This window comes from Candidatus Sulfidibacterium hydrothermale, from assembly GCF_020149915.1.
GTDB lineage: Bacteria > Bacteroidota > Bacteroidia > Bacteroidales > F082 > Sulfidibacterium > Sulfidibacterium hydrothermale.
Map to the genome: position 1 here is coordinate 123,969 of NZ_CP083760.1, position 20,768 is coordinate 144,736.

The 20,768-nt window shown below is 43.9% G+C and carries 10 protein-coding genes and 1 riboswitch; of the genes, 7 read left to right on the forward strand and 3 right to left on the reverse strand.

The window, feature by feature from the left end:
• The first annotated feature begins 141 nt into the window (after nucleotides 1-141).
• Nucleotides 142-257, forward strand: a riboswitch (SAM riboswitch).
• A 95-nt stretch (nucleotides 258-352) separates the two neighbouring features.
• From metH to trpS, 6 genes are all read left to right on the forward strand, one after another.
• Nucleotides 353-4,069, forward strand: a complete 3,717-nt coding sequence (metH, locus tag LA303_RS00520; RefSeq protein WP_240525988.1) for a methionine synthase — start codon at nucleotides 353-355, stop codon at nucleotides 4,067-4,069.
• A 13-nt stretch (nucleotides 4,070-4,082) separates the two neighbouring features.
• Nucleotides 4,083-5,045, forward strand: coding sequence for a methylenetetrahydrofolate reductase [NAD(P)H] (gene metF, locus LA303_RS00525; RefSeq protein ID WP_240525989.1), 963 nt, complete (start codon nucleotides 4,083-4,085; stop codon nucleotides 5,043-5,045).
• 360 nt (nucleotides 5,046-5,405) lie between these two features.
• Nucleotides 5,406-6,200, forward strand: coding sequence for a glycyl-radical enzyme activating protein (locus tag LA303_RS00530; RefSeq protein WP_240525990.1), 795 nt, complete (start codon nucleotides 5,406-5,408; stop codon nucleotides 6,198-6,200).
• A 48-nt stretch (nucleotides 6,201-6,248) separates the two neighbouring features.
• Nucleotides 6,249-8,612 (forward strand): trans-4-hydroxy-L-proline dehydratase, encoded by a 2,364-nt coding sequence (hypD, locus tag LA303_RS00535; protein WP_240525991.1) that lies wholly within the window; start codon nucleotides 6,249-6,251, stop codon nucleotides 8,610-8,612.
• Nucleotides 8,613-8,956: 344 nt separating this feature from the next.
• Entirely contained in the window at nucleotides 8,957-10,648 is a 1,692-nt protein-coding gene (locus tag LA303_RS00540) for an AMP-binding protein (RefSeq protein ID WP_240525992.1), read from the forward strand.
• A gap of 222 nt (nucleotides 10,649-10,870) precedes the next feature.
• Nucleotides 10,871-11,878 carry a tryptophan--tRNA ligase gene (trpS, locus tag LA303_RS00545; protein WP_240525993.1) on the forward strand — a complete coding sequence of 336 codons (1,008 nt, stop codon included), beginning with the start codon at nucleotides 10,871-10,873 and terminating at the stop codon, nucleotides 11,876-11,878.
• A gap of 256 nt (nucleotides 11,879-12,134) precedes the next feature.
• Here trpS and LA303_RS00550 read toward each other — a convergent pair whose 3' ends face one another.
• Together LA303_RS00550 and LA303_RS00555 are read right to left on the reverse strand one after the other, a co-directional pair.
• A complete protein-coding gene (locus LA303_RS00550) occupies nucleotides 12,135-13,307 on the reverse strand; it encodes an acyl-CoA dehydrogenase family protein (protein ID WP_240525994.1) in 1,173 nt (390 codons plus the stop codon).
• 67 nt (nucleotides 13,308-13,374) lie between these two features.
• Nucleotides 13,375-14,193: a hypothetical protein gene (locus LA303_RS00555; protein WP_240525995.1), complete on the reverse strand. Its 819-nt coding sequence runs from the start codon at nucleotides 14,191-14,193 to the stop codon at nucleotides 13,375-13,377.
• Between the two features lie 212 nt (nucleotides 14,194-14,405).
• Between LA303_RS00555 and LA303_RS00560 the strand changes: the two genes are divergently transcribed.
• The gene (locus tag LA303_RS00560) at nucleotides 14,406-15,380 is read left to right on the forward strand and encodes a YfdX family protein (RefSeq protein WP_240525996.1); all 975 of its coding nucleotides are present in this window, start codon (nucleotides 14,406-14,408) and stop codon (nucleotides 15,378-15,380) included.
• Nucleotides 15,381-15,482: 102 nt separating this feature from the next.
• On the opposite strand, the gene LA303_RS00565 is transcribed toward LA303_RS00560, so the two are convergent.
• Complete coding sequence (locus LA303_RS00565; protein WP_240525997.1) at nucleotides 15,483-20,678, reverse strand: FecR domain-containing protein; 5,196 nt, start codon at nucleotides 20,676-20,678, stop codon at nucleotides 15,483-15,485.
• Nucleotides 20,679-20,768: the final 90 nt, after the last annotated feature.

The window sequence follows — 20,768 nt, forward strand, 5'->3', positions numbered from 1 at the left end:
GCAATTTCATTGAAAAACGGGGTAACTCCAAAAAGTTTTATCCCGGAACGCCCATTTGTCCGCCGGAACACAAAAAGTTCAAAAAGAAAAAAGTGTATCTTTGCCGCATATTTCAAATCCCTCCTGTTCGGTGAGGCTTTTGATTTATAAAGAAGGGTGGAGAGATTAGGCTCTGTGAAGCTCTGGCAACCTTCCGCCACAGGCGGAAAAGGTGCCAATACCTAACCCGTACGGCAACGGACGGGAAATGATAAATTAAAAGATTACGTTCAATGAAAAAACAAAACGATCTACACAATCTGTTGTAAAAGAATTTTTTACACGGCTATTTTTATCCGGCTGCCGGCAAAAAATGCCGACGGACAAAGCCATAACTATCAATACCATGACCAAAACCAAACCAGACATACGGGAAGAATTAAAAAAACGGGTACTTGTTTTGGATGGTGCCATGGGCACCATGATTCAACGGTATCATCTGGAAGAGAAAGACTACCGGGGCGAACGTTTTAAAAACGTGAAACAATTGCTCAAAGGCAATAATGACCTGCTCAACATCACGCAACCGCATATTATCCGCGAAATTCACGAACAATACCTTGAGGCCGGAGCCGATATTATCGAAACCAACACCTTTAACGGAACCCGTATTTCGCAAAGCGATTACGGTTTGGAAAAATATGTGGACGAAATGAACTTTCAGGCTGCCCGGATTGCCCGTGAAGCCGCTGATAAATTTACCAAAAAAACGCCGGACAAACCCCGTTTTGTTGCCGGAGCCATGGGCCCGACCAACAAAACCGCTTCCATGTCTCCCAAAGTCAACGACCCTGGCTACCGCGATGTCACTTTCGACGATCTCATGAAAGATTACTATGCACAGGCTTCCGCTTTGCTGAAAGGAGGTGCTGACATCTTGCTCGTCGAAACCATTTTTGACACCCTTAATGCCAAAGCGGCGCTTTTTGCCATCGAAAAGATCATGGAAGAAAAAGGGGAGAAAATTCCGGTAATGGTCTCTGGAACCATCACCGACAACAGCGGGCGAACCCTGTCAGGACAAACACTGGAAGCTTTTTTTACTTCCATCAAGCATATCGAATTGCTCAGCGTCGGGTTAAATTGCTCTCTGGGCGCCGAGCAAATGCGGCCTTATCTGGCTGAATTATCACGTATTGCTCCTTTTCCCGTGAGCGTTTACCCCAATGCCGGATTGCCTAACCAATTTGGTGAATACGATGAAAGTCCGCACAAAATGGCCGGCCACATCAAAGAGTTTCTCGACAACCGGTATGCCAATATTGTCGGCGGTTGCTGCGGGACTACGCCGGAGCATATCCGGGAAATGGTACAACTGGCCGAAAAAGCACAAACGCGCCAGATTCCTCCTGCCCGTCATGTCACCGAGCTTAGTGGCCTGGAACCGGTGGTTATCGACAAAAACAAAAACTTTGTCAATATTGGCGAACGGACCAATGTAAGCGGTTCCCGCCGGTTTGCCCGCCTTATCCGCGAAGGAAAATATGAAGAAGCGCTGTCTGTTGCCCGCGATCAGGTAGAAAACGGAGCTCAAATTCTGGATGTAAGCATGGACGACGGGATGCTGGACGCCAAAACCGAAATGGTGAAATTCCTGAACATGATGGCTTCCGACCCGGAAATCTCCAGGCTGCCTGTGATGATCGACTCTTCCAAATGGGAAGTTATTGAGGCCGGATTGAAATGTTTGCAGGGAAAAGGAATTGTAAATTCCATCAGCCTGAAAAACGGCGAAGAAGAGTTTCTGGAGCATGCCCGTATTATTCGTGATTTTGGAGCAGCTGTTGTGGTAATGGCTTTTGACGAAAAAGGACAAGCAGCGACCTACGAAGACCGTATCCGGGTTTGTAAAAGGGCTTACGACCTGTTAACACAAAAAATAGCCTTTCCGCCCGAAGACATCATTTTCGATCCCAACATTTTGGCCATCGGCACCGGAATGGAAGAACACAGCAACTACGCCGTAGATTTTATCAAAGCCACCCGGTGGATTAAAGAAAATCTTCCGTATGCCCGGGTGAGCGGCGGCGTCAGCAACCTCTCGTTTGCTTTTCGTGGCAATAATACCGTACGCGAAGCCATTAATTCGGTATTTCTCTACCATGCGATCAAAGCCGGAATGGACATGGGCATTGTTAACCCCGGGATGCTGCAGGTTTACGATGAGATAGAACCTGAACTGCGGACACTGGCTGAAGATGTAATACTTAACCGCCGGAAAGATGCAACCGAAAGGCTTCTGGCTTTTGCAGAAAAAATAAAAGACAAAAGCGGGAAAAAAGTTGTAAAAGACAATGCCTGGCGTAAAGAACCCGTGGAAAAAAGGCTGGAACATGCACTGATAAAAGGAATCACCGAATACATCGAAGAAGATGTGGAAGAAGCCCGGAAAAAATATCCGAGAGCACTTCATGTGATTGAACAACCGCTGATGGCCGGGATGAATCGTGTGGGCGACCTTTTTGGAGAAGGAAAAATGTTTTTGCCCCAGGTGGTAAAAAGTGCCCGGGTGATGAAACAAGCCGTATCGTATCTGCTGCCCTATATCGAGGCGGAAAAAGAAGAAGGCGATACGGCCAACGCCGGAAAAGTGGTGCTGGCAACCGTGAAAGGCGATGTGCATGATATCGGAAAAAACATCGTGGGCGTGGTTCTCTCGTGTAACAACTATGAAGTAATTGATTTGGGCGTCATGGTCCCTGCCGAAAAAATCCTGGAAATTGCAGAAAACGAAAAAGCTGACGTTGTCGGTCTCAGCGGCTTGATCACCCCGTCGCTGGAAGAAATGGTACATGTTGCCGGCGAGATGAAACGCAAAGGATTAAAAATGCCGCTGCTCATCGGCGGTGCTACCACTTCAGCCATTCATACCGCTGTAAAAATTGCTCCGGGATACGACCAGCCGGTCATTCATGTACGTGATGCTTCTAAAGTTACCGGCGTGCTTTCCCGGCTGTTTTCTCCTTCTGAACGAGAAAAATTCGTTGACGAAATTCAGCGTTCTTATGAAAAACTAAGAAACGATCATTTTGGCCGGCAACAAAAGAAGGAATACATCAGCCTGCAGGAAGCCCGTGATAACCGGTTGAAAATTGAATGGAAAAAAGAAGATCTTGCTGTTCCCCGGTTTACGGGAATACAATATTTTGATGATTATCCTTTGGAAGATTTGGTTCCTTTTATCGACTGGACTTTCTTTTTCCATACCTGGAAGATCACCGGAAAATATCCGGCTATTTTTGATGATCCGGTCAAGGGGGAAGAAGCCCGGAAACTTTACAACGACGGCAAAAAGATGCTGGACCGTATCCTTTCGGAGAAGTGGTTACAAGCACGTGGAGCCATTGGCATTTTTGCTGCCCAGGCTGTCGGAGACAGTGTGGAAGTTTTTTCAACCGACCAAAAAGAAAAACTGGCTGATTTTCACTTTCTGCGCAATCAGGAGAAAAAAGAGCCCGGCGTTCCCAATCTTTGTCTTTCTGACTTCATTGCTCCCCGCGAAACCGGTTTAACCGATTATCTGGGCTTTTTTGCCCTGACTACCGGCATCGGTATCGAGAAACACCTTCAAAAATTTGAAAAAGAGGGAGATGACTACCAAGCCATTATGTTAAAAGTAATGGCTGACCGGCTGGCAGAAGCTTTTGCTGAACAAATGCACTGGCGTATCCGGAAAGAGATTTGGGGTTATGCTCCGGATGAAAATCTGGAGGTTAAAAATATTCTCCGTGAAAAATACCGCGGAATCCGTCCGGCACCGGGCTATCCTGCCTGCCCCGAACATTCCGAAAAAAAGACACTTTTTGATCTGCTACAGGCAGAAGAAAAAACCGGTATCCAGCTCACCGAGAATTTTGCCATGTATCCGGCAGCTTCGGTCAGCGGATACTACTTTGCCCATCCGGAAGCCCGTTATTTCAATGTGGGCCGGCTCTTGCCCGACCAGATAGAAGATTATGCCCGCCGGAAAAATCTTCCGGTAGAAAAAGTCAAAATATTACTGAACATGAATCTTGCGGAAAAAGAATAAAAAAACACAGCATATGAACGAACCGAAAGTAACCGAATATATTGCAGCGGCCGACAAAGCATTATTCTCTTTTGAATTGCTGCCTCCGCTAAAAGGACAGGATTTCAGTGCCATACAAAAAGCGATCGATCCGTTGATCGAATTCAACCCGGCTTTTATCAACATCACCTATCACCAGCAGGAAGTCGTGTATGATACGCTCGACAACGGTTTAATGCGCAAAAGAACCGTTCGGAAAAGACCGGGAACCGTAGGTATTTCGGCAGCCATCAAATACCGGTATGGCATTCCGGTAGTCCCTCATATCATCTGTGGCGGTTTTACCCGCGAAGAAACCGAAAATGCGCTCATCGACCTGAATTTCCTCGGAATAAAAAACCTGCTGGTTGTCCGTGGTGATCCGCCCGTAGGAATGAAAAATTTTGTTCCCGAACCGGAAGGAAACGAACATGCGCTGGATCTGGTAAAGCAAATTGCCGATCTGAACAAAGGACATTATCTTGAAAAAGACATTAAAAACAACCGGGCTACCGATTTTTGTATCGGCGTAGCCGGATATCCGGAAAAACACAACGAATCACCCAATCGCGAAAGCGATCTTCATTTTCTGAAAAAGAAAATCGAAGCCGGTGCCGAATACATTGTGACACAAATGTTTTTCGACAACCAGAAATATTTTGATTTTGTAAAAAGCTGCCGGGCCAAAGGCATTGACGTACCCATTATTCCCGGGTTAAAGCCCATCACATCCAAAAGCCAGATGATTTCATTGCCCCAAACATTTCATGTCGATTTACCCGAAACACTGGTAAAAGAAATGCTCAAGTGCAAAAACAACGAACAAATCCGCCAGGTAGGAATTGAATGGGCCGTACAACAAGCCAAAGAGCTGCTTGATTTTGGCGTGCCGGTACTTCATTTTTATACCATGGGTAAATCGGATAACATTCGAAAAATTGCCGAGCAGATTTTTTAATACTGACCGGGAAATTCTTTTTAACCATCGTTTATCCAGAATAAATTGGTGACGAAAAGAATCGTACTACTACATTTGTCATACCGATTGAAAATCAAAAAGCACTAAAAGTGCATTTTAAAATATAATTGGTATCATTTCCAGGGCATAAAAATTTTTTAAGAAATATTTGATCATTTCAATTTTTGCTACTTTTGCCCTGATACATCAGAAACTATGAAAACTTTCATTCCTCTTAATCCGCTTTCGCACCGGGCAGGCAAATGCTTGTTTGAGTGCTGGATTTTCTGATACTTTCTCCTTCCTTTTTTCACCCTTACGGGGATAAAATCCTTTTTCATCACCTTTAAATTTTTCTCCATGGAAGGAGTTATTTTTGATATTAAACATTATGCCCTGCATGACGGACCGGGCATCCGGCAAACGGTTTTCCTGAAAGGTTGTCCGCTTTCGTGCTGGTGGTGTCATAATCCCGAAAGCCGCAGCCGGCAGCCGTTTACCTATGTCAAAGAAGAAAAACTGGATGGCCGGATTGTCCGCGAAACAGAAACCGTAGGTTATAAAATCCCGGTAGATGAGCTGTTGGATACAATAGAACGTGACACGCTGCTTTTTGAAGAATCAGGTGGCGGTGTAACTTTTTCGGGCGGTGAGCCGCTGCTGCAGTTCGATTTTCTGAAAACGGTTTTACAGCAATGCCGCCAGCGCGAAATTCATACCTGCGTGGACACCACGGCTTACACCGAACCCGAAAAACTGGAAGCGGTTGCCCGTTACACGAACCTGTTCCTTGTAGATATCAAACACATGAATGAGGCTGCTCACCGGAAATTCACCGGCGTAAGCAACAGGCAAATCCTGGATAACATCCGGCAGCTCGACCGGTGGGACAAAACAATCATTATCCGCTACCCGCTGATTCCGGGCATTAACGACGATGAAAGCAACCTGTTGCAAATGATGGCTTTTCTGTCGAAACTGCAGCAGAAACCTGAAATCAGCATCTTGCCGTACCACAAAATCGGCAGTCATAAATACGCCCGTTTCGGGATGGAATACAAAATGAACGGGGTGGAAGAACCTTCTGCCGAAGCCGTGGAAGAGGTAAAAACCCTTTTTGAAAACGGCGGCTTTTCCGTCAACATCGGCGGATAACGGATAATATAAGCCATCAAATCATTAAAACAGAAAAAATCGAAAACCATGAATAACAGAATCGAAAAACTCAGAACCCAAAGCCAAAATGCCATTCCGCGTATTTCGCCCGAAAGGGCACAGCTTGTTACCCGCTTCTATCAAAGTGACATCGCCGGACAGGTAACCGTGCCGGTAAAACGGGCGCTGGCGCTGAAATATATCCTTGAAAATAAAACCCTCTGCCTGAACGATGACGAGCTGATTGTGGGCGAACGTGGTCCGGCGCCCAAAGCCGTGCCCACCTATCCCGAAATCACGCTGCACTCGCTGCACGACCTTGAAGTGCTCAACAGCCGGCCGAAAGTGTGGTTCCGCGTGGACGACGAAACCAAACGGATTTATAAAGAAGAAATCATCCCTTTCTGGAAAGGGAAATCGAACCGCGACAAAATTTTTGCCCGCCTCGACCCCGCATGGAAACAGGCTTATGAAGCCGGCGTGTTTACCGAATTTCAGGAACAACGTGCTCCGGGCCATACGGTGCTCGGAAAAAAGATGTTTGGCAAAGGTTTCCTCGACCTGAAAAACGACATCCGGCAGGCACTGGAAAAACTGGATTATTTCAACGACCGCGAAGCGTATGCCAAAAGTGAAGAGCTGAAAGCCATGGACATTGCTGCCGACGCCATACTGCTGTATGCCCGTCGTTACGCGGATTTGCTGGAACAGGAAGCCGGAAAAACCACCGACACCACACGAAAAGCTGAGTTGCTGGAAATGGCCGCCATTTGTCGCCGTGTGCCGGCCCATGCCCCGCAAACTTTCCACGAAGCCCTGCAGCATTACTGGTTTATCCACATCGGCGTAATTACCGAAGTGAACCCGTGGGACAGCTTTAACCCGGGCCGGCTCGACCAGCATCTGTGGCCGTTTTATCAAAAAGAACTGAAAGCCGGAACACTGACAGAGGAAAAAGCCAAAGAGCTGCTCGAAGCGTTTTGGGTGAAATTCAATAATCATCCGGCGCCCCCGAAAATCGGCGTTACCGCCAAAGAAAGCAGTACGTACACCGACTTTGCCCTCATCAACCTCGGCGGCGTAAACCCCGATGGCAGCGATGCCGTAAACCCGCTGACTTACCTGATATTGGATGTGATTGAAGAGATGCGCCTGTTGCAACCCAGCTCAATGATTCAGGTGAGCAAAAAGAACCCCGACCGGTTTATCAAACGTACGGCCCGCATCATCAAAACCGGATTTGGCCAGCCTTCGGTATTCAATACCGATGCTATTGTGCAGGAGCTGCTCAACCAGGGAAAAAGTCTGGAAGATGCCCGCAACGGCGGGGCCAGCGGCTGCGTGGAAACCGGGGCTTTCGGCACCGAAAGTTACATCCTCACTGGCTATTTCAACCTCACCAAAGTGTTCGAAATTACCCTGCACAACGGCACCGACCCGATGACCGGAAAGAAAATCGGCCTGGAAACCGGCGACGTTACGCAGTTCAACACTTTTGATGAGCTGATGGAAGCATTTAAAAAACAGTTACACTATTTCATTGACATCAAGATAAAAGGTAATAATCTGATTGATAGTGTCATTATGGAAAATCTGCCGGTGCCTTTTCTCTCTTTGTTCATCGACGACTGCATTGCCAATGCCAAAGATTACAACGCCGGTGGCGCGCGGTACAACACCAGCTACATTCAGGGAGTCGGGTTGGGCACACTCACCGACGTGCTGACATCCATTCGTTACAACGTGTTTGAACAGCAGAAATATACGCTTGCGCAGATGCTGGAAGCGGCGGCGGCCGACTTTGAGGGATACGATAAACTGCGGAACGATTTGCTGAACCATACGCCCAAGTACGGCAACGATGATGATTATGCCGATGCACAGGCCGTGCGGATTTTCAACCTGTTTTACGAAGCGGTTAACGGCCGGCCCACGGTAAAAGGCGGGCATTTTCGCATCAACATGCTGCCTACCACCTCGCATGTGTATTTCGGCAGCGTAACCGGTGCCACACTCGACGGCCGCAAAGCCCGCAAGCCGCTGTCCGAAGGGATTTCCCCATTTCAGGGAGCCGACCGCAAAGGCCCGTCGGCAGTAATTCGTTCGGCAGCCAAAATCGATCATTTGAAAACCGGCGGAACGCTGCTGAATCAAAAGTTTAATCCCTCGTTACTGGAAGATGAAAAAGGGCTGGATGCATTGGTACAACTTATCCGCACCTATTTCCGGATGGACGGACATCACATCCAGTTCAACGTGGTTACGGCCGAAACGCTGCGCGATGCCCAGAAACATCCGGAAGACCACAAAGACCTGATTGTCCGCGTAGCCGGCTACAGCGATTATTTTAACGATCTTGGCGAAGAGCTGCAAAACGAAATCATCCGCCGCACCGAGCATGCCGCGTTTTAACAATATTCAGGTCATCTCACCTTTCAGGTCGATCCAGACCTGAAAGGTGGAAATGCCGGAACTTTGATTAGAAAAGATTAACCAAAGGACGTTTCATTGGAAATGCGTCCGCGTTTGCAAACGCGGACGAGTGAGGGGGTTGAAAATACGTCTGCACATCCATCAAATATCCAAGCATTCGAACCATCAAAAAACCGGTTTTTTCGAAAATCAGGCATTGATTTTTGATTTTTCACAGATTTTTCTACTTTTACGGCTCAGGACAAAAAAAGGACAGTCACAGCGCGCTTTTTAATGAATTATTTTAACGAACCACTTTTACAGCGGTTGTAATTTTTAGTGTTATGTCAAAACTGAGTTATGTTAGCGGAATCAGCAGTGTTCCTTTGCTGGGAAAAACCATTGGTGAAATGTTTGAGGAAACGGCCGCCCGTTTTCCTGAAACAGAAGCATTGATTGTTGTCCACCAAAACATACGCTGGACCTACAAAGAATTAAAACAACAGGTTGACTTATGTGCCCTTGGATTACATGCCATGGGATTACAAAAAGGCGACCGCATTGGCATCTGGGCTTTAAACCGGGCCGAATGGATGGTCCTGCAATATGCTACGGCCAAGCTGGGTGCTATCCTGGTAAATATCAATCCCAGTTACCGGGTACATGAGCTGGAATATGTGCTGAAACAATCGGGATGTAAGTTTTTGGTGATTGATGATAAAACCGAACATGCCGATTATGCAGAAATGGTTTACCAGCTATTGCCGAAACTGCAATACAGCGATCCGGGATTTTTGCGGGAAACCAAACTTCCCAATCTCACCACCATCATTACGCTGGAAAAAACGGCCGGACCGGGCATGTTTACCTGGCAGGATGTCATGGAACTCGGAGATGAAATTAAACCGGAAGTTTTGGATAAAATTGCCGCCACGCTGCATTTTGACGAACCCATTAACATTCAATATACCAGTGGAACTACGGGATTTCCGAAAGGAGCCACTTTGAGTCATCACAACATCTTAAATAACGGTTTCTTCGTCACCGAATCGTTGCATCTTACCGAAAAAGACCGCATGATCATTCCGGTTCCGTTGTACCACTGTTTCGGAATGGTGATGGGGAACCTTGGATGCTTATCGCATGGGGCCACTGCCATTTATGCCAGCCGGGCTTTTGATCCGGAAGCGGTGATTCGCACGACCGACCATGAAAAAGCAACTATTTTATATGGTGTTCCGACCATGTTTCATGCTGAACTCGACCATCCTGACATCGGAAAATATGACGTTACCAGTCTGCGTGGCGGGATTATGGCAGGTTCTATCTGTCCGGTAGAATTGATGAAAAAAGTACAGGAAGTAATGAAAATGACCGACCTGCAAATTGCTTACGGCATGACGGAAACCAGTCCGGTGAGTACACAAACCACTTCGGACACCCCATTTGACAAACGGGTCAGCACAGTAGGCCAGGTTCACCCGCATCAGGAAGTGAAAATTATTGATCCGGAAACGGGTTTGGTAGTAAAGCGGGGAGAAAAAGGCGAATTATGTACCCGCGGATACAGTGTAATGCTTGGATACTGGAATGATGAAGAGAAAACCCGCCAGGCCATTGACAAAGCCCGCTGGATGCATACCGGCGATTTGGCTACCATTGACGATGAGGGTTATGTGAATATCGTCGGACGGATCAAAGACATGATCATCCGGGGCGGCGAAAACATCTATCCCAAAGAAATTGAAGCTTTCCTGCTTACCCATCCTAAAGTAAATAATGTGCAGGTTATCGGTGTTCCGGATGAAAAATACGGAGAAGCCGTAATGGCCTGGATAAAAGTTCACGAAGGAGTGCGTATTACCGAACAGGAACTGATTGATTTCTGTAAAGGAAAAATTGCCCACTACAAAATCCCCAAGTATTTTAAATTTGTGGAAGAGTGTCCAAAAACCGTCACCGGAAAAATCCGGAAAGTGGAAATGCGCGAAAAAAGCATTAAAGAACTGGGACTGGAACATTTGGTAAAAAGTTAACCCTAACGATTTTCAACTTTATCCATTTATAATAATTACCAAGGAGGTTGTCTAAAAAGATTGTTATTCCGATCGGCCAGACGTGAAGAAAAAATCTTTTCGGGCAACCTTTTTTTATTTCCAAAGAAGCAATAAACACCTGATAATCAGGTACTGTAAAATATAACACAGCCATAAAAAACAGTCGTTTTTCCGTTATTGATTTTTTCTATTTTTGCCCCCATGGAAAAGAAAGAAATTGTACTGAGCGGTATTCGCCCTACCGGCCATCTGCACCTTGGGAACTATTTTGGTGCGGTGAAGAATTTTGTGAAAATGCAGGAAACCAATGAATGTTATTTTTTCATTGCTGATTATCATTCACTCACCACGCATCCGCATCCGGACAACCTGCAAGGAAATGTTCGTCAGGTTTTGATTGAATATCTTGCCGCCGGTCTTGACCCGGAAAAAGCGACACTTTATCTGCAAAGCGACATTCCGGAAACTGCTGAATTGTATCTTTTCCTGAATATGAATGCTTACCTCGGCGAACTGGAACGGGTCACCACTTTCAAGGAAAAAGCCCGGAAACAGCCCAATAATGTCAATGCCGGCTTGCTTACCTATCCTACACTGATGGCTGCAGACATTATCATTCAAAAAGCCCACAAAGTACCCGTGGGAAAGGACCAGGAACAAAACCTGGAAATGACCCGGACTTACGCCCGGCGGTTCAATCACATGTATGGCGTAGATTTTTTCCCGATTCCTACAGCCTATAATTTCGGAGAAGAACTGGTAAAAATTCCCGGGCTGGACGGTTCCGGTAAAATGGGGAAATCGGAAGGCGAAGGCAACGCTATTTTTCTGTATGAAGATCCGAAATCCATTCGCAAAAAAATCATGAAAGCCGTTACCGATAGTGGTCCGACAGAAATGAACCAGCCCAAACCCGAACCCATACAAAACCTTTTTACCCTGTTGAAAGTGGTTTCAAAGCCGGATGTAGTGGAATATTTTGAAGAAAAATATAACAATTGCACGATTCGTTACGGCGACCTGAAAAAACAGTTGGCAGAAGATGTCATTGCGTTCACCGCTCCTTTTGCTGAAAGAATCAAAGAACTTTCTGCTGATAATGAGTATATCCTGAAAGTAATGGACCAAGGAGCTGAAAAAGCCCGCGCTCACGCACTGGAAACCATGCGGGAAGTCCGGAGAATTATCGGATTCCGGAAAATTTACTAACCGGATCTTAATTCAATCGTCTTTCATCTGAGTTGATGTTTTCTTCTTTCAGGTCTGATCAGACCGGACCTGAAAGGTGGAGAAAAGAATCTACGTTCCTGTTTTTATTTGTGAATCAAAACCTTTCAATTGTATTTTAAAATGCGCTAAAAGTGCATTTTGATTTTCAATCGGTATCATTCCCACTTTTCAGGTTTTGTTCAACCTGAAAAGTGAGATTTCATTCTGTTTCGAAAATCCTTTGTTCGAATCGGTATTATTCGTGAAATGCCTGAATGCCGGTGATATCCATTCCGGTAATCAGCAAATGAATATCGTGTGTTCCTTCGTAGGTAATCACGGATTCCAGGTTCATCATGTGACGCATGATGGGAAAATCACCGGTAATTCCCATGGCTCCAAGCATTTGCCGGCTTTCACGGGCAACTTTCAGTGCCATTTCCACATTATTCCGCTTAGCCATGGAAATTTGTGCCGGAGTGGCTTTCCCTTCGTTTTTTAAAACCCCCAGACGCCAAACCAGCAACTGGGCTTTGGTAATCTCGGTAAGCATCTCGGCCAGTTTTTTCTGTTGCAATTGAAATGAAGCTACCGGACGGCCAAATTGTTTTCGTTCCAGTACATACCGCAAAGCCGTATCGTAACATTCCATGGCTGCACCGAGTGCTCCCCAGGCAATCCCGTAACGGGCCGAATTCAAACACATCAACGGACCTTTCAATCCTTTTACATTGGGCAACAGATTTTCTTTCGGCACTTTTACATTATCAAAAACCAACTCTCCGGTGGCCGAAGCCCGCAAAGACCATTTGTGATATGTTTCGGGCGTAGTAAATCCTTCCATCCCGCGTTCGACCAACAGGCCACGCACTTTACCGTTTTCATCTTTTGCCCAAACTACGGCCACATCGCAAAGCGGAGCATTGGTAATCCACATCTTCGAACCGTTCAGCAGGTAATAATCACCTTTGTCTTCAAAACGGGTTTTCATGCTACCCGGATCAGACCCGTGGTCAGGCTCGGTAAGGCCGAAAGCACCAATCCATTCGCCCGAAGCCAGTTTCGGCAAATATTTTTTGCGTTGGGTTTCATTTCCGAAAGTATAAATCGGATACATCACCAACGAACTCTGTACCGATGCGCTGGAACGCACGGCCGAATCACCCCGTTCCAGTTCGGTCATAATTAATCCGTAAGCCATGTGGTCTAATCCCGGTCCACCATATTCTTCCGGGATAAAAGGTCCCAGCGCCCCCAATTCTCCCATTTGCCGCATCATTTCCAACGGCAACGGCTTATGTTGCTGGGCATACTCTTCGATCACCGGTTTCACATACCGGGTTACCCATTCACGAACAGAATTCCGGATAAGTTTATGCTCATCCGTTAATAAAGCATCGGTTTCATAATAATCGGGAGGCTGGTACATAAGAAAGTCTTTTTTTAAATTTAAAACGGTAAAAATAAAGAAGTTTTGTTCCCGAAAAGCAGAAATTTTACAACGACATTCCCGAGGAAAGGACAGCCCGGATAAAGAAAATTCCTAACAAATAAACAATCAGGGCAAAGGTGTCGAGCGAAAAATAATCGGGCAAGGGTTTTAACCGGATTCCCTTTTTCTCCGGTTCCTGCATCCAGTTAAACGGAAGAAGAAGGACAATCCCCAATAAATAGGTAAACAAAGAAGAAGAAGAAAGCCCTTTTAAGGTAATCACCAGTACAAGAATCCAGGGAACCAGAAAAATAAGCAGGAAAAAGGAAAACATTATTTTGTCTTCTTTTTTAAAGGAAGCCGGAATTGTCAGCATCACCAATTTTCCGATAGCAATCCCCATGATATACAAAAAGTAAAGCGACAACACCACGAAAATAATCTGAAAAACCACACCAATATTCATGATTTTTGACAGCTCGTACAAACCGGTATGCGCCACGTTGTTTTCCACATAACTGCCAAAAATTCCGGTAAAAGAAAACACCATCATCCAAATCATAAAAAGCGCCATGGACATTGTTTTGCGGGGAACAAAAACATACAAAGCCATCATAAACAAACCGAGAAAAAGATTCATGATGGGAGCCGCCAGATTAAGGGTAACCAGCGTATCGCGAGTCCAGGCCGATGAAGTAACCGGAGTAAGAAACCGGATGCCTTCACTGCTTAATACTGCTTTGATATTCAAATCGTAACTAAAATACAACGTGGTCAGCCCGGAAAAAAAACGTTCGAGATACCAGGCAAAAAGAGCCGAGATAAAAGAAACCACAAAATAAGACAGCCATTTTTTTTGCCGGTCATTTTTTAAAAACGCCATATTTAATCCTGTCTTTTGCATTTTGTAAAAGTAAAAAGAATAAAACCACAAACAAAACCAGAACAAACGGAACCATTTGCATAGTCTGAAGTTTATCCGGCTACCGCAATGTTAAAATTACTTAAATCAAAGAGTTAAAAAGTTTTAATTTTTCTGCCAAGGTACATTTTTTGAAGAAAGACGGGATGTTTAATTTTAAAAAAGGAGGAAAAATGAAAACAATCAAAACAGTATTGGCTACCCTGATCATGGCGGGAGTACTTTCACTAGGATTAACAGCCTGTAATCAGGCACCGCAACAGAAAGTGAAGTCTGTAACAAAAACAGAAAAGCCAGATACACTGAAAATGTCGAAAGACACGCTGGCCCTGAGGGTACAGCAAAGAACGCTGAAAGAGGTGCAGAAAGAACAGGCTTTAATAGAAAAAAAAGCCATTGCAGTGGTAGAAAAAACAAACGAAGCCCTGAAATTTATTCATTCCGGAAATGTCAAAAAGGCAGAAGCTGCATTAAACGCTGCCTTGGACAGCACAAAAAACCTGTTGAAAGAACATCCGAATGCCGGACTGGTTCCGGTGGATATGAGCGTGAAGGTTCAGGACCTCATTACCACCATTCCACAGGTAAACAAAACGGTAAAACAGGCCAAAGAGCAAATGGATAAAGGAAACTACCAGGTAGCTGCTGCTTTACTGAACACCCTGAAAAGCGAAATGGATATTGCCACGGTAAATCTGCCGCTGGCCACTTATCCCGATGGGCTTAAATATGCGCTGGATTTGCTGAAAAAGAACAAAAAAGATCAGGCACAGCAAACCCTGGTGGGCTTGTTAAATTCTCTGGTAATCAATAATGTTATCATCCCGTTGCCGATATTAAGAGCACAGGTGATGATGAATGAAGCACAGGCACAATTCAACAACAAAAATGCAGACAAAGCAAAAATTGACAACTTGTTGAAAAATGCCGATTATCAGCTGAAACTGGCTCAGGCACTTGGATACGGACATTTCGATAAAGCTTATGCTACCCTGTCGAAAGAAATTTCCAGCCTGAAAAAATCAGTGAAAAACGGCAGTGCCACCAACAGCACGTTCGACAAGCTGATTCAAAAAACAGAAGCTTTCAAAAACCGGGTAGTCAACGACATCAAAGGGACCAAAACATCTTCTGCAAAGAAGAAATAATAGTGATTAAAAATCACAGACAGAACCCATCAGGGCGGCCAATGGCCGCCCTGATTAGTTTATAAATAACTGATTGGACTCATTTAAAAACCAACCGGAAAATCAAAGCTGTTTTTTTAAAAGCTCATCCATTACTTTTGCTATCCGGTCAACAGAAATTTTAAATTGTGCATCCTGACAGTTTTGACGGGCATGTTCAATATAAGCCGAGGCAAGCGCCAACCATTTGCGGGTAACCACATGATCCGAGCGGCGCATGGCTTCATCTGCTTTTTCAAGAGCCAACATTGTTTGTGCTGTTTGATAAACCGTAAGTACATCCGGTAACTCCGGTGCATTATACAATGCTTTTCTCAGTTCCGGCAAAGCCCGAGCTGCTTGCTGTTTCATAGCAGCAATATTTCCCTGATATAAATACTGTAAACCCAACTGCATATTTTTCAACGCTTGCACATAAGCCTGTTGTGCCTCCTGATTAGTAAGTTTTTGAGGTGTTTTAACACGAATAGAACCTTTACCGAAAAGTTTGCCATTCATGAAAAATTCCGCTTTGTAAAGACCCGGATCAAGGGGTTTATCCGTTGCCGTCAGGATACCATCAAAAAACGGTACATTGGGGATGGCCATATATTGGCCGACACTAACCGGTTGTTTTGAATTGTTGTAATACCATTTCACCGTTACGGGTGTATTTTGTGTAATGTGAATGGGACAATGGGCAACAAGGGAATACTCCCCGTAATGCATTTCTGTTGCGGCCAATACCATATGGTAAAAACTATCCGGAGAAGGGCTGATGGACACCTTGGAAACAGAATAAACAACAGCTGGTGTTGTATGAGCACTGTTAGCAGATGTTCCGGAAGAAACTTGTCTTTTAGCAACAGGCACAGCAGTCATTATTTGTTCATGGCGATGCTTTTGTGCCTCCAATCCGCTCCATTGGGTTTGTAGCCGTTCACGGGGATGAAAAGTTGTTTTTTGTAGTTTATCCGTCCCTTTTTTCGAAATCATTTTTTCGCCCGGAATCAAATAGCCGATACTGTTCTTATTGCGGGTTTCCACCACGCCTTCGTATAAATAAGTTTCGGTTGTTTTTTCCGGAGACACTTTCACTTCAAACTGTGTTCCTCGTATACCGACTGCCAGGGTAGGAGTAATCACTAAAAAATGGGGCCCTTTTCGAATTGCCCGTATAAAAGCACTCCCACGGGTAATATAAATCTGGTCGTGGTGAAACTCTACCACAGAACCCGGCTTAATAGCCAAAAAAGTGTGGTCATCAGCAAAAGTAGCCGAAACTCCCCGGGCATCTTCTTCTGTTCTTATTTTATCCTCTTCAAAAAGAGTAATGCGTTTATCTTTTACCTGTTCCCATCGATTCGTTCCTGCCTCACAAATGCTTACCGTTCCATCAAGATATTCCAGGGTTAAGTAAGCCACTTCCAAAAAATTCTTCTCCGGTTCTTTATATTTCTCCGGTTTTTTATAAATAGACTCTTCATTAAGTTGGACCATGACATTTTGGGCCTCATTCCATAACTCCGGTTTTATTTCTTTAAATTTTTTCACCGCCTCAGGTACCGGTTTTTTAGGAGCCTTCAACTGTGCCAGAATTTTTTTTGCTTTTTGATTAGAAGGATCAACCTGAATGGCACGCTCATATTGTTGTAACACTTTTTTGTCACAGGCCATTTTATTGTATGGATGATTACCCCAAAGTGCTTTTTTTGTCATCAGTCGCCAGACTTCGGCGCTGGTACAATACAACTCAGATAATTGTGCCGGGTCTTTAGCTTGTTTTAATTGGGGCAGTAACTGATCGGCCTTTTCCACAAGCTTTGCCGCTTCAGCAAAAAATTCCTGCTTGGCTTTGTTGTTAAATACTCTTCCGGAATAACGGGAAAATTTCATGGCCAATAAGTGGTTTAACATCGCTTCATTCTCTTTGTATTTGGCACTTTGTGCTATTGGAATAGCCTTTCGTAAAATATCGAAACTTTCCTGTTTCGGATTGGTTTCCTGTAATGTGGTGCGATGGGTACTCTTATCTTCCCAGTAAGGTTTGTCAAAAGCTTTATCTGCTGCTTCTATGATCTTTTCAACTTGTATTCCCAACCGGTTAAATTCTTCCAACTGAAGCTGACGATAACTATCCTCTGTTTTATTATCCGTTTCTGTATTTTCAGAAAATGAAGGAGACGGCATAAAATTATCTTCCGTAACTGGTTCATAGCGAAAGCCTTTCTTATAAACCGCAGTAAACAACGGCGTTTTTTCCGGCAACGGAATAGGTAAGGGAGAGGTATTTATATCAAAATTATGTGACACATAATAATCCAAGCCAGGGATATCGACATGACATTTTTCAAAAGCTTTCTTCTGATTTGCTTTGTCCTTTTCTGAAGTTTTACCATAAAACTTTTTGTAAACTAAATGACCATTCTCATCATATCTTAACGAAATTCTCGAGTTTGCTTCAATATTACCATAAATGTAAACTGTTTCTATTTCCCCATTCTGATACCAGTTAAGCGTATAAAGGCATCTTCCGCTTACATACAATGATTTATAAGAGGGTTTTGTCTTTTCATCATCGTACCAGTTCTGTATTCCCACAATAGTATGTTTCTGATAAAAAACCATTTCTGTACCATTTGGAAATTTTTTTATTCTCCATATTTTAGCTCCTGCAGGAAGTCTTTGGGAAAGCACATCTCCGTTGGTTCCCTTGGCAAAAGGCACCTGAAAGGGCTTTGCCAAAGGTGGTTTGTTGAATAAAGAAAACAGACTGAGCCGAGGCAATTCGGGATAATTTTTACATTCATTCATATACACATCACGACTGCAAATATTCTGGTCATGATCTCTATAAATAGTTCTCCCATTAATTAAAGAAAAGCCTACAGGATAGGAGAAATCATACATTATATTTCTTTTTCTGAACTCCAACATATTTAATTTCCCGGAGTGAGACCATCTTCGGAATAACTCCTTATTCCCAAACAAAATATATTCTTCAACCAAAACTGCACGGTTTCCTGTAATATACCATTCTCTATAACCGGCTTTTTGATAAATATTATCAAGTCGATAATAATTTTCTGTATAACGGATACCTTCTTTGGTTGTGCGTACCTTAACATATTTTACCACATCATGTGGAATCTTCAAATTCCGGTATGCTACGGAGGGCATGTTTAAAATAGCCGGCGGGTCCGGCATGTTAACTTCGGCAGGAGCAATATGCCATTTTTTATCCAGGTAAATATTATAAGGAGGAAGGTTGGGGTCATTTTGGGCCTTTCGACTGTATTCTTCCTTACTACAGGGCTGATCATTTATAAAGTAAAAAGGCCCTTCTATTTTTCCGTTATACCAAAAACTCACTTTCGGCCCTGTTTTTTTCCCGGCCCGATAAAAAGTTAAATTGGAAAGATAGAGTTTCTTTTTCTCTTTGTTAAATCCAAACCGGCGTTCAGGTCCGTGCTTCACGGCAAAATTATCCATTATTTCCTCCCGGATAATGGTCTTAAAAGCTGGATCTGCATATCTTCTAAACCCTACAGTTCGTCCGTTCACACTAAACCGTACAGCGTACCCTTTCATCCCGTCCTGGGCTTTTACCCATTCTCTTTTTGCATTTTCAGGAATGGCATTTTCCCAGAAACGATCTGTTTTTTGGGTTATCGAAATTTTTCGTACCGGTTTTGTTTTATATTCCGACCCGGCTTTATGTTTCGGCGTTTCTGATCCGACAAGGTTTACTTTTTTAGAGGCATTCGCTCCGGCAAACAATTGTTGCATATTCTCTTCAGAAGCTGATTCTTTATTTTGTGTCTCCCGGTTTGCTTTTCCCTTGGTACGAAAGGCCATTATTTTTTCAGGAGAAATAAGCGTTATTTTTTTATTGATTATTTGGGGATCGCGTGTGAATTTGAGGCGAAGTGTATGTTTTTCTCCGGACAGATCTTCGGGAAGATTAACCCGCTGTACAAATTCGGTTTGAAATTTCCCCATTGGGTCTCGAAAAGAGAGTACCTTATCTAGTACATTCCGGTCGTCAATCCAAACCGTCATTTTTGCACGATCCATCCATTTCCCATCCCAAACAGCCTGAAACCGGAGCGTAATCTGGTTTCCCTGATCGGTTTGATTTAAATACAAGTTTTCAATATTCAACCGTCTTTCATCCTTTGATGAAAGAGTTTTACCCTGGTCTTCCTGAGCAACATTTTCGCAGTTTTTGTAATATGCCTTTTGAAAAAGGGGATCAACCACATCGCAAAATTCATTCCATCGGTTGTTGTTCTCTTTCAGGAACTTAATCTGGTTATCCTTGTCATCACTGTTGATAATATTCTTTTTGATCTTGTTCCAGTCAGAGCGAGCTTCACTTTTTATTTTTTCAAATTGTTTTTTAAATGTTTCACAAGCAATGTCATATTCGTCAAAATCTTTGCAGGCTATTGTCACTTCCTTTTGAAATGCTCCGTAGTCCCAATAAAATCTCCTGTCAGCCATTGTCATGCTTTCAAAAGGATGGTTATCCACTCGTATTTTTTCGCGGTTGATTTGCTTAACCAATGCATGAAAATTTTTTACCACATCCATGTTATGGGTGATATGGTAAATAAAATCTTCAAACAACTCTTTGTTTTTTTTGGTTTTGGCAATAACAAGGTTCCAGTGGGTTTTGGCGGCTTCCACTTCCAGATTGGCAAGCGTGGCTTTTTCGGCTGCTTTGTAATTTTCAATAAAATCATCACTGTTCCCTTTAAGGTCATAAGCCAGTTTGAAATAATTCAATGTGCCGAGATTTTCAGCCATCCCGGTAATTCCGTCGTAAAAAGTTTTCAACTGTTTGCCATAGGCTAAAACTTCATCATAATGGTTGAGCTTTACAGCACTTTTAAGTCCTTCGATTACTATTTCCTGATCTTTCAAAATGCGTTCGCATTTCCGTTTATAATTTTCCCAGAAAGCAACCGACATTTGCGGAGGAAGTTTATCGTTAATTTTAAACTGGAATGCTGGATTAGCTTTTTTAGCTTTTTGGTAAACCTTGCTAAAGGTATCCCATTTTTGTTCTTTTTCTATTTCATCAACCACTTTATCCAACAAATCAAAAGCCTCATGGATTTTTTTCTCCCGGGCCAGCTGATCCACCCGGGCCAGTTTTTGGTTTATGCTGTTTACCGCCTGTTGAACAGTTTGTTCCGGGTTTTGTCCGTTAACCGAAAAACCAACGCACAAAAACAAAAGCGTCAAAGAAAAAAGGATAGAAGCCGTTTTCATGATAAAATGAGTTTAGGTTATTGTTTTAACTGGTACTATTATTTTAAAAACAAAAGGCAGGACTCCCGGTTGGTTAAGGTTAATTGGTTC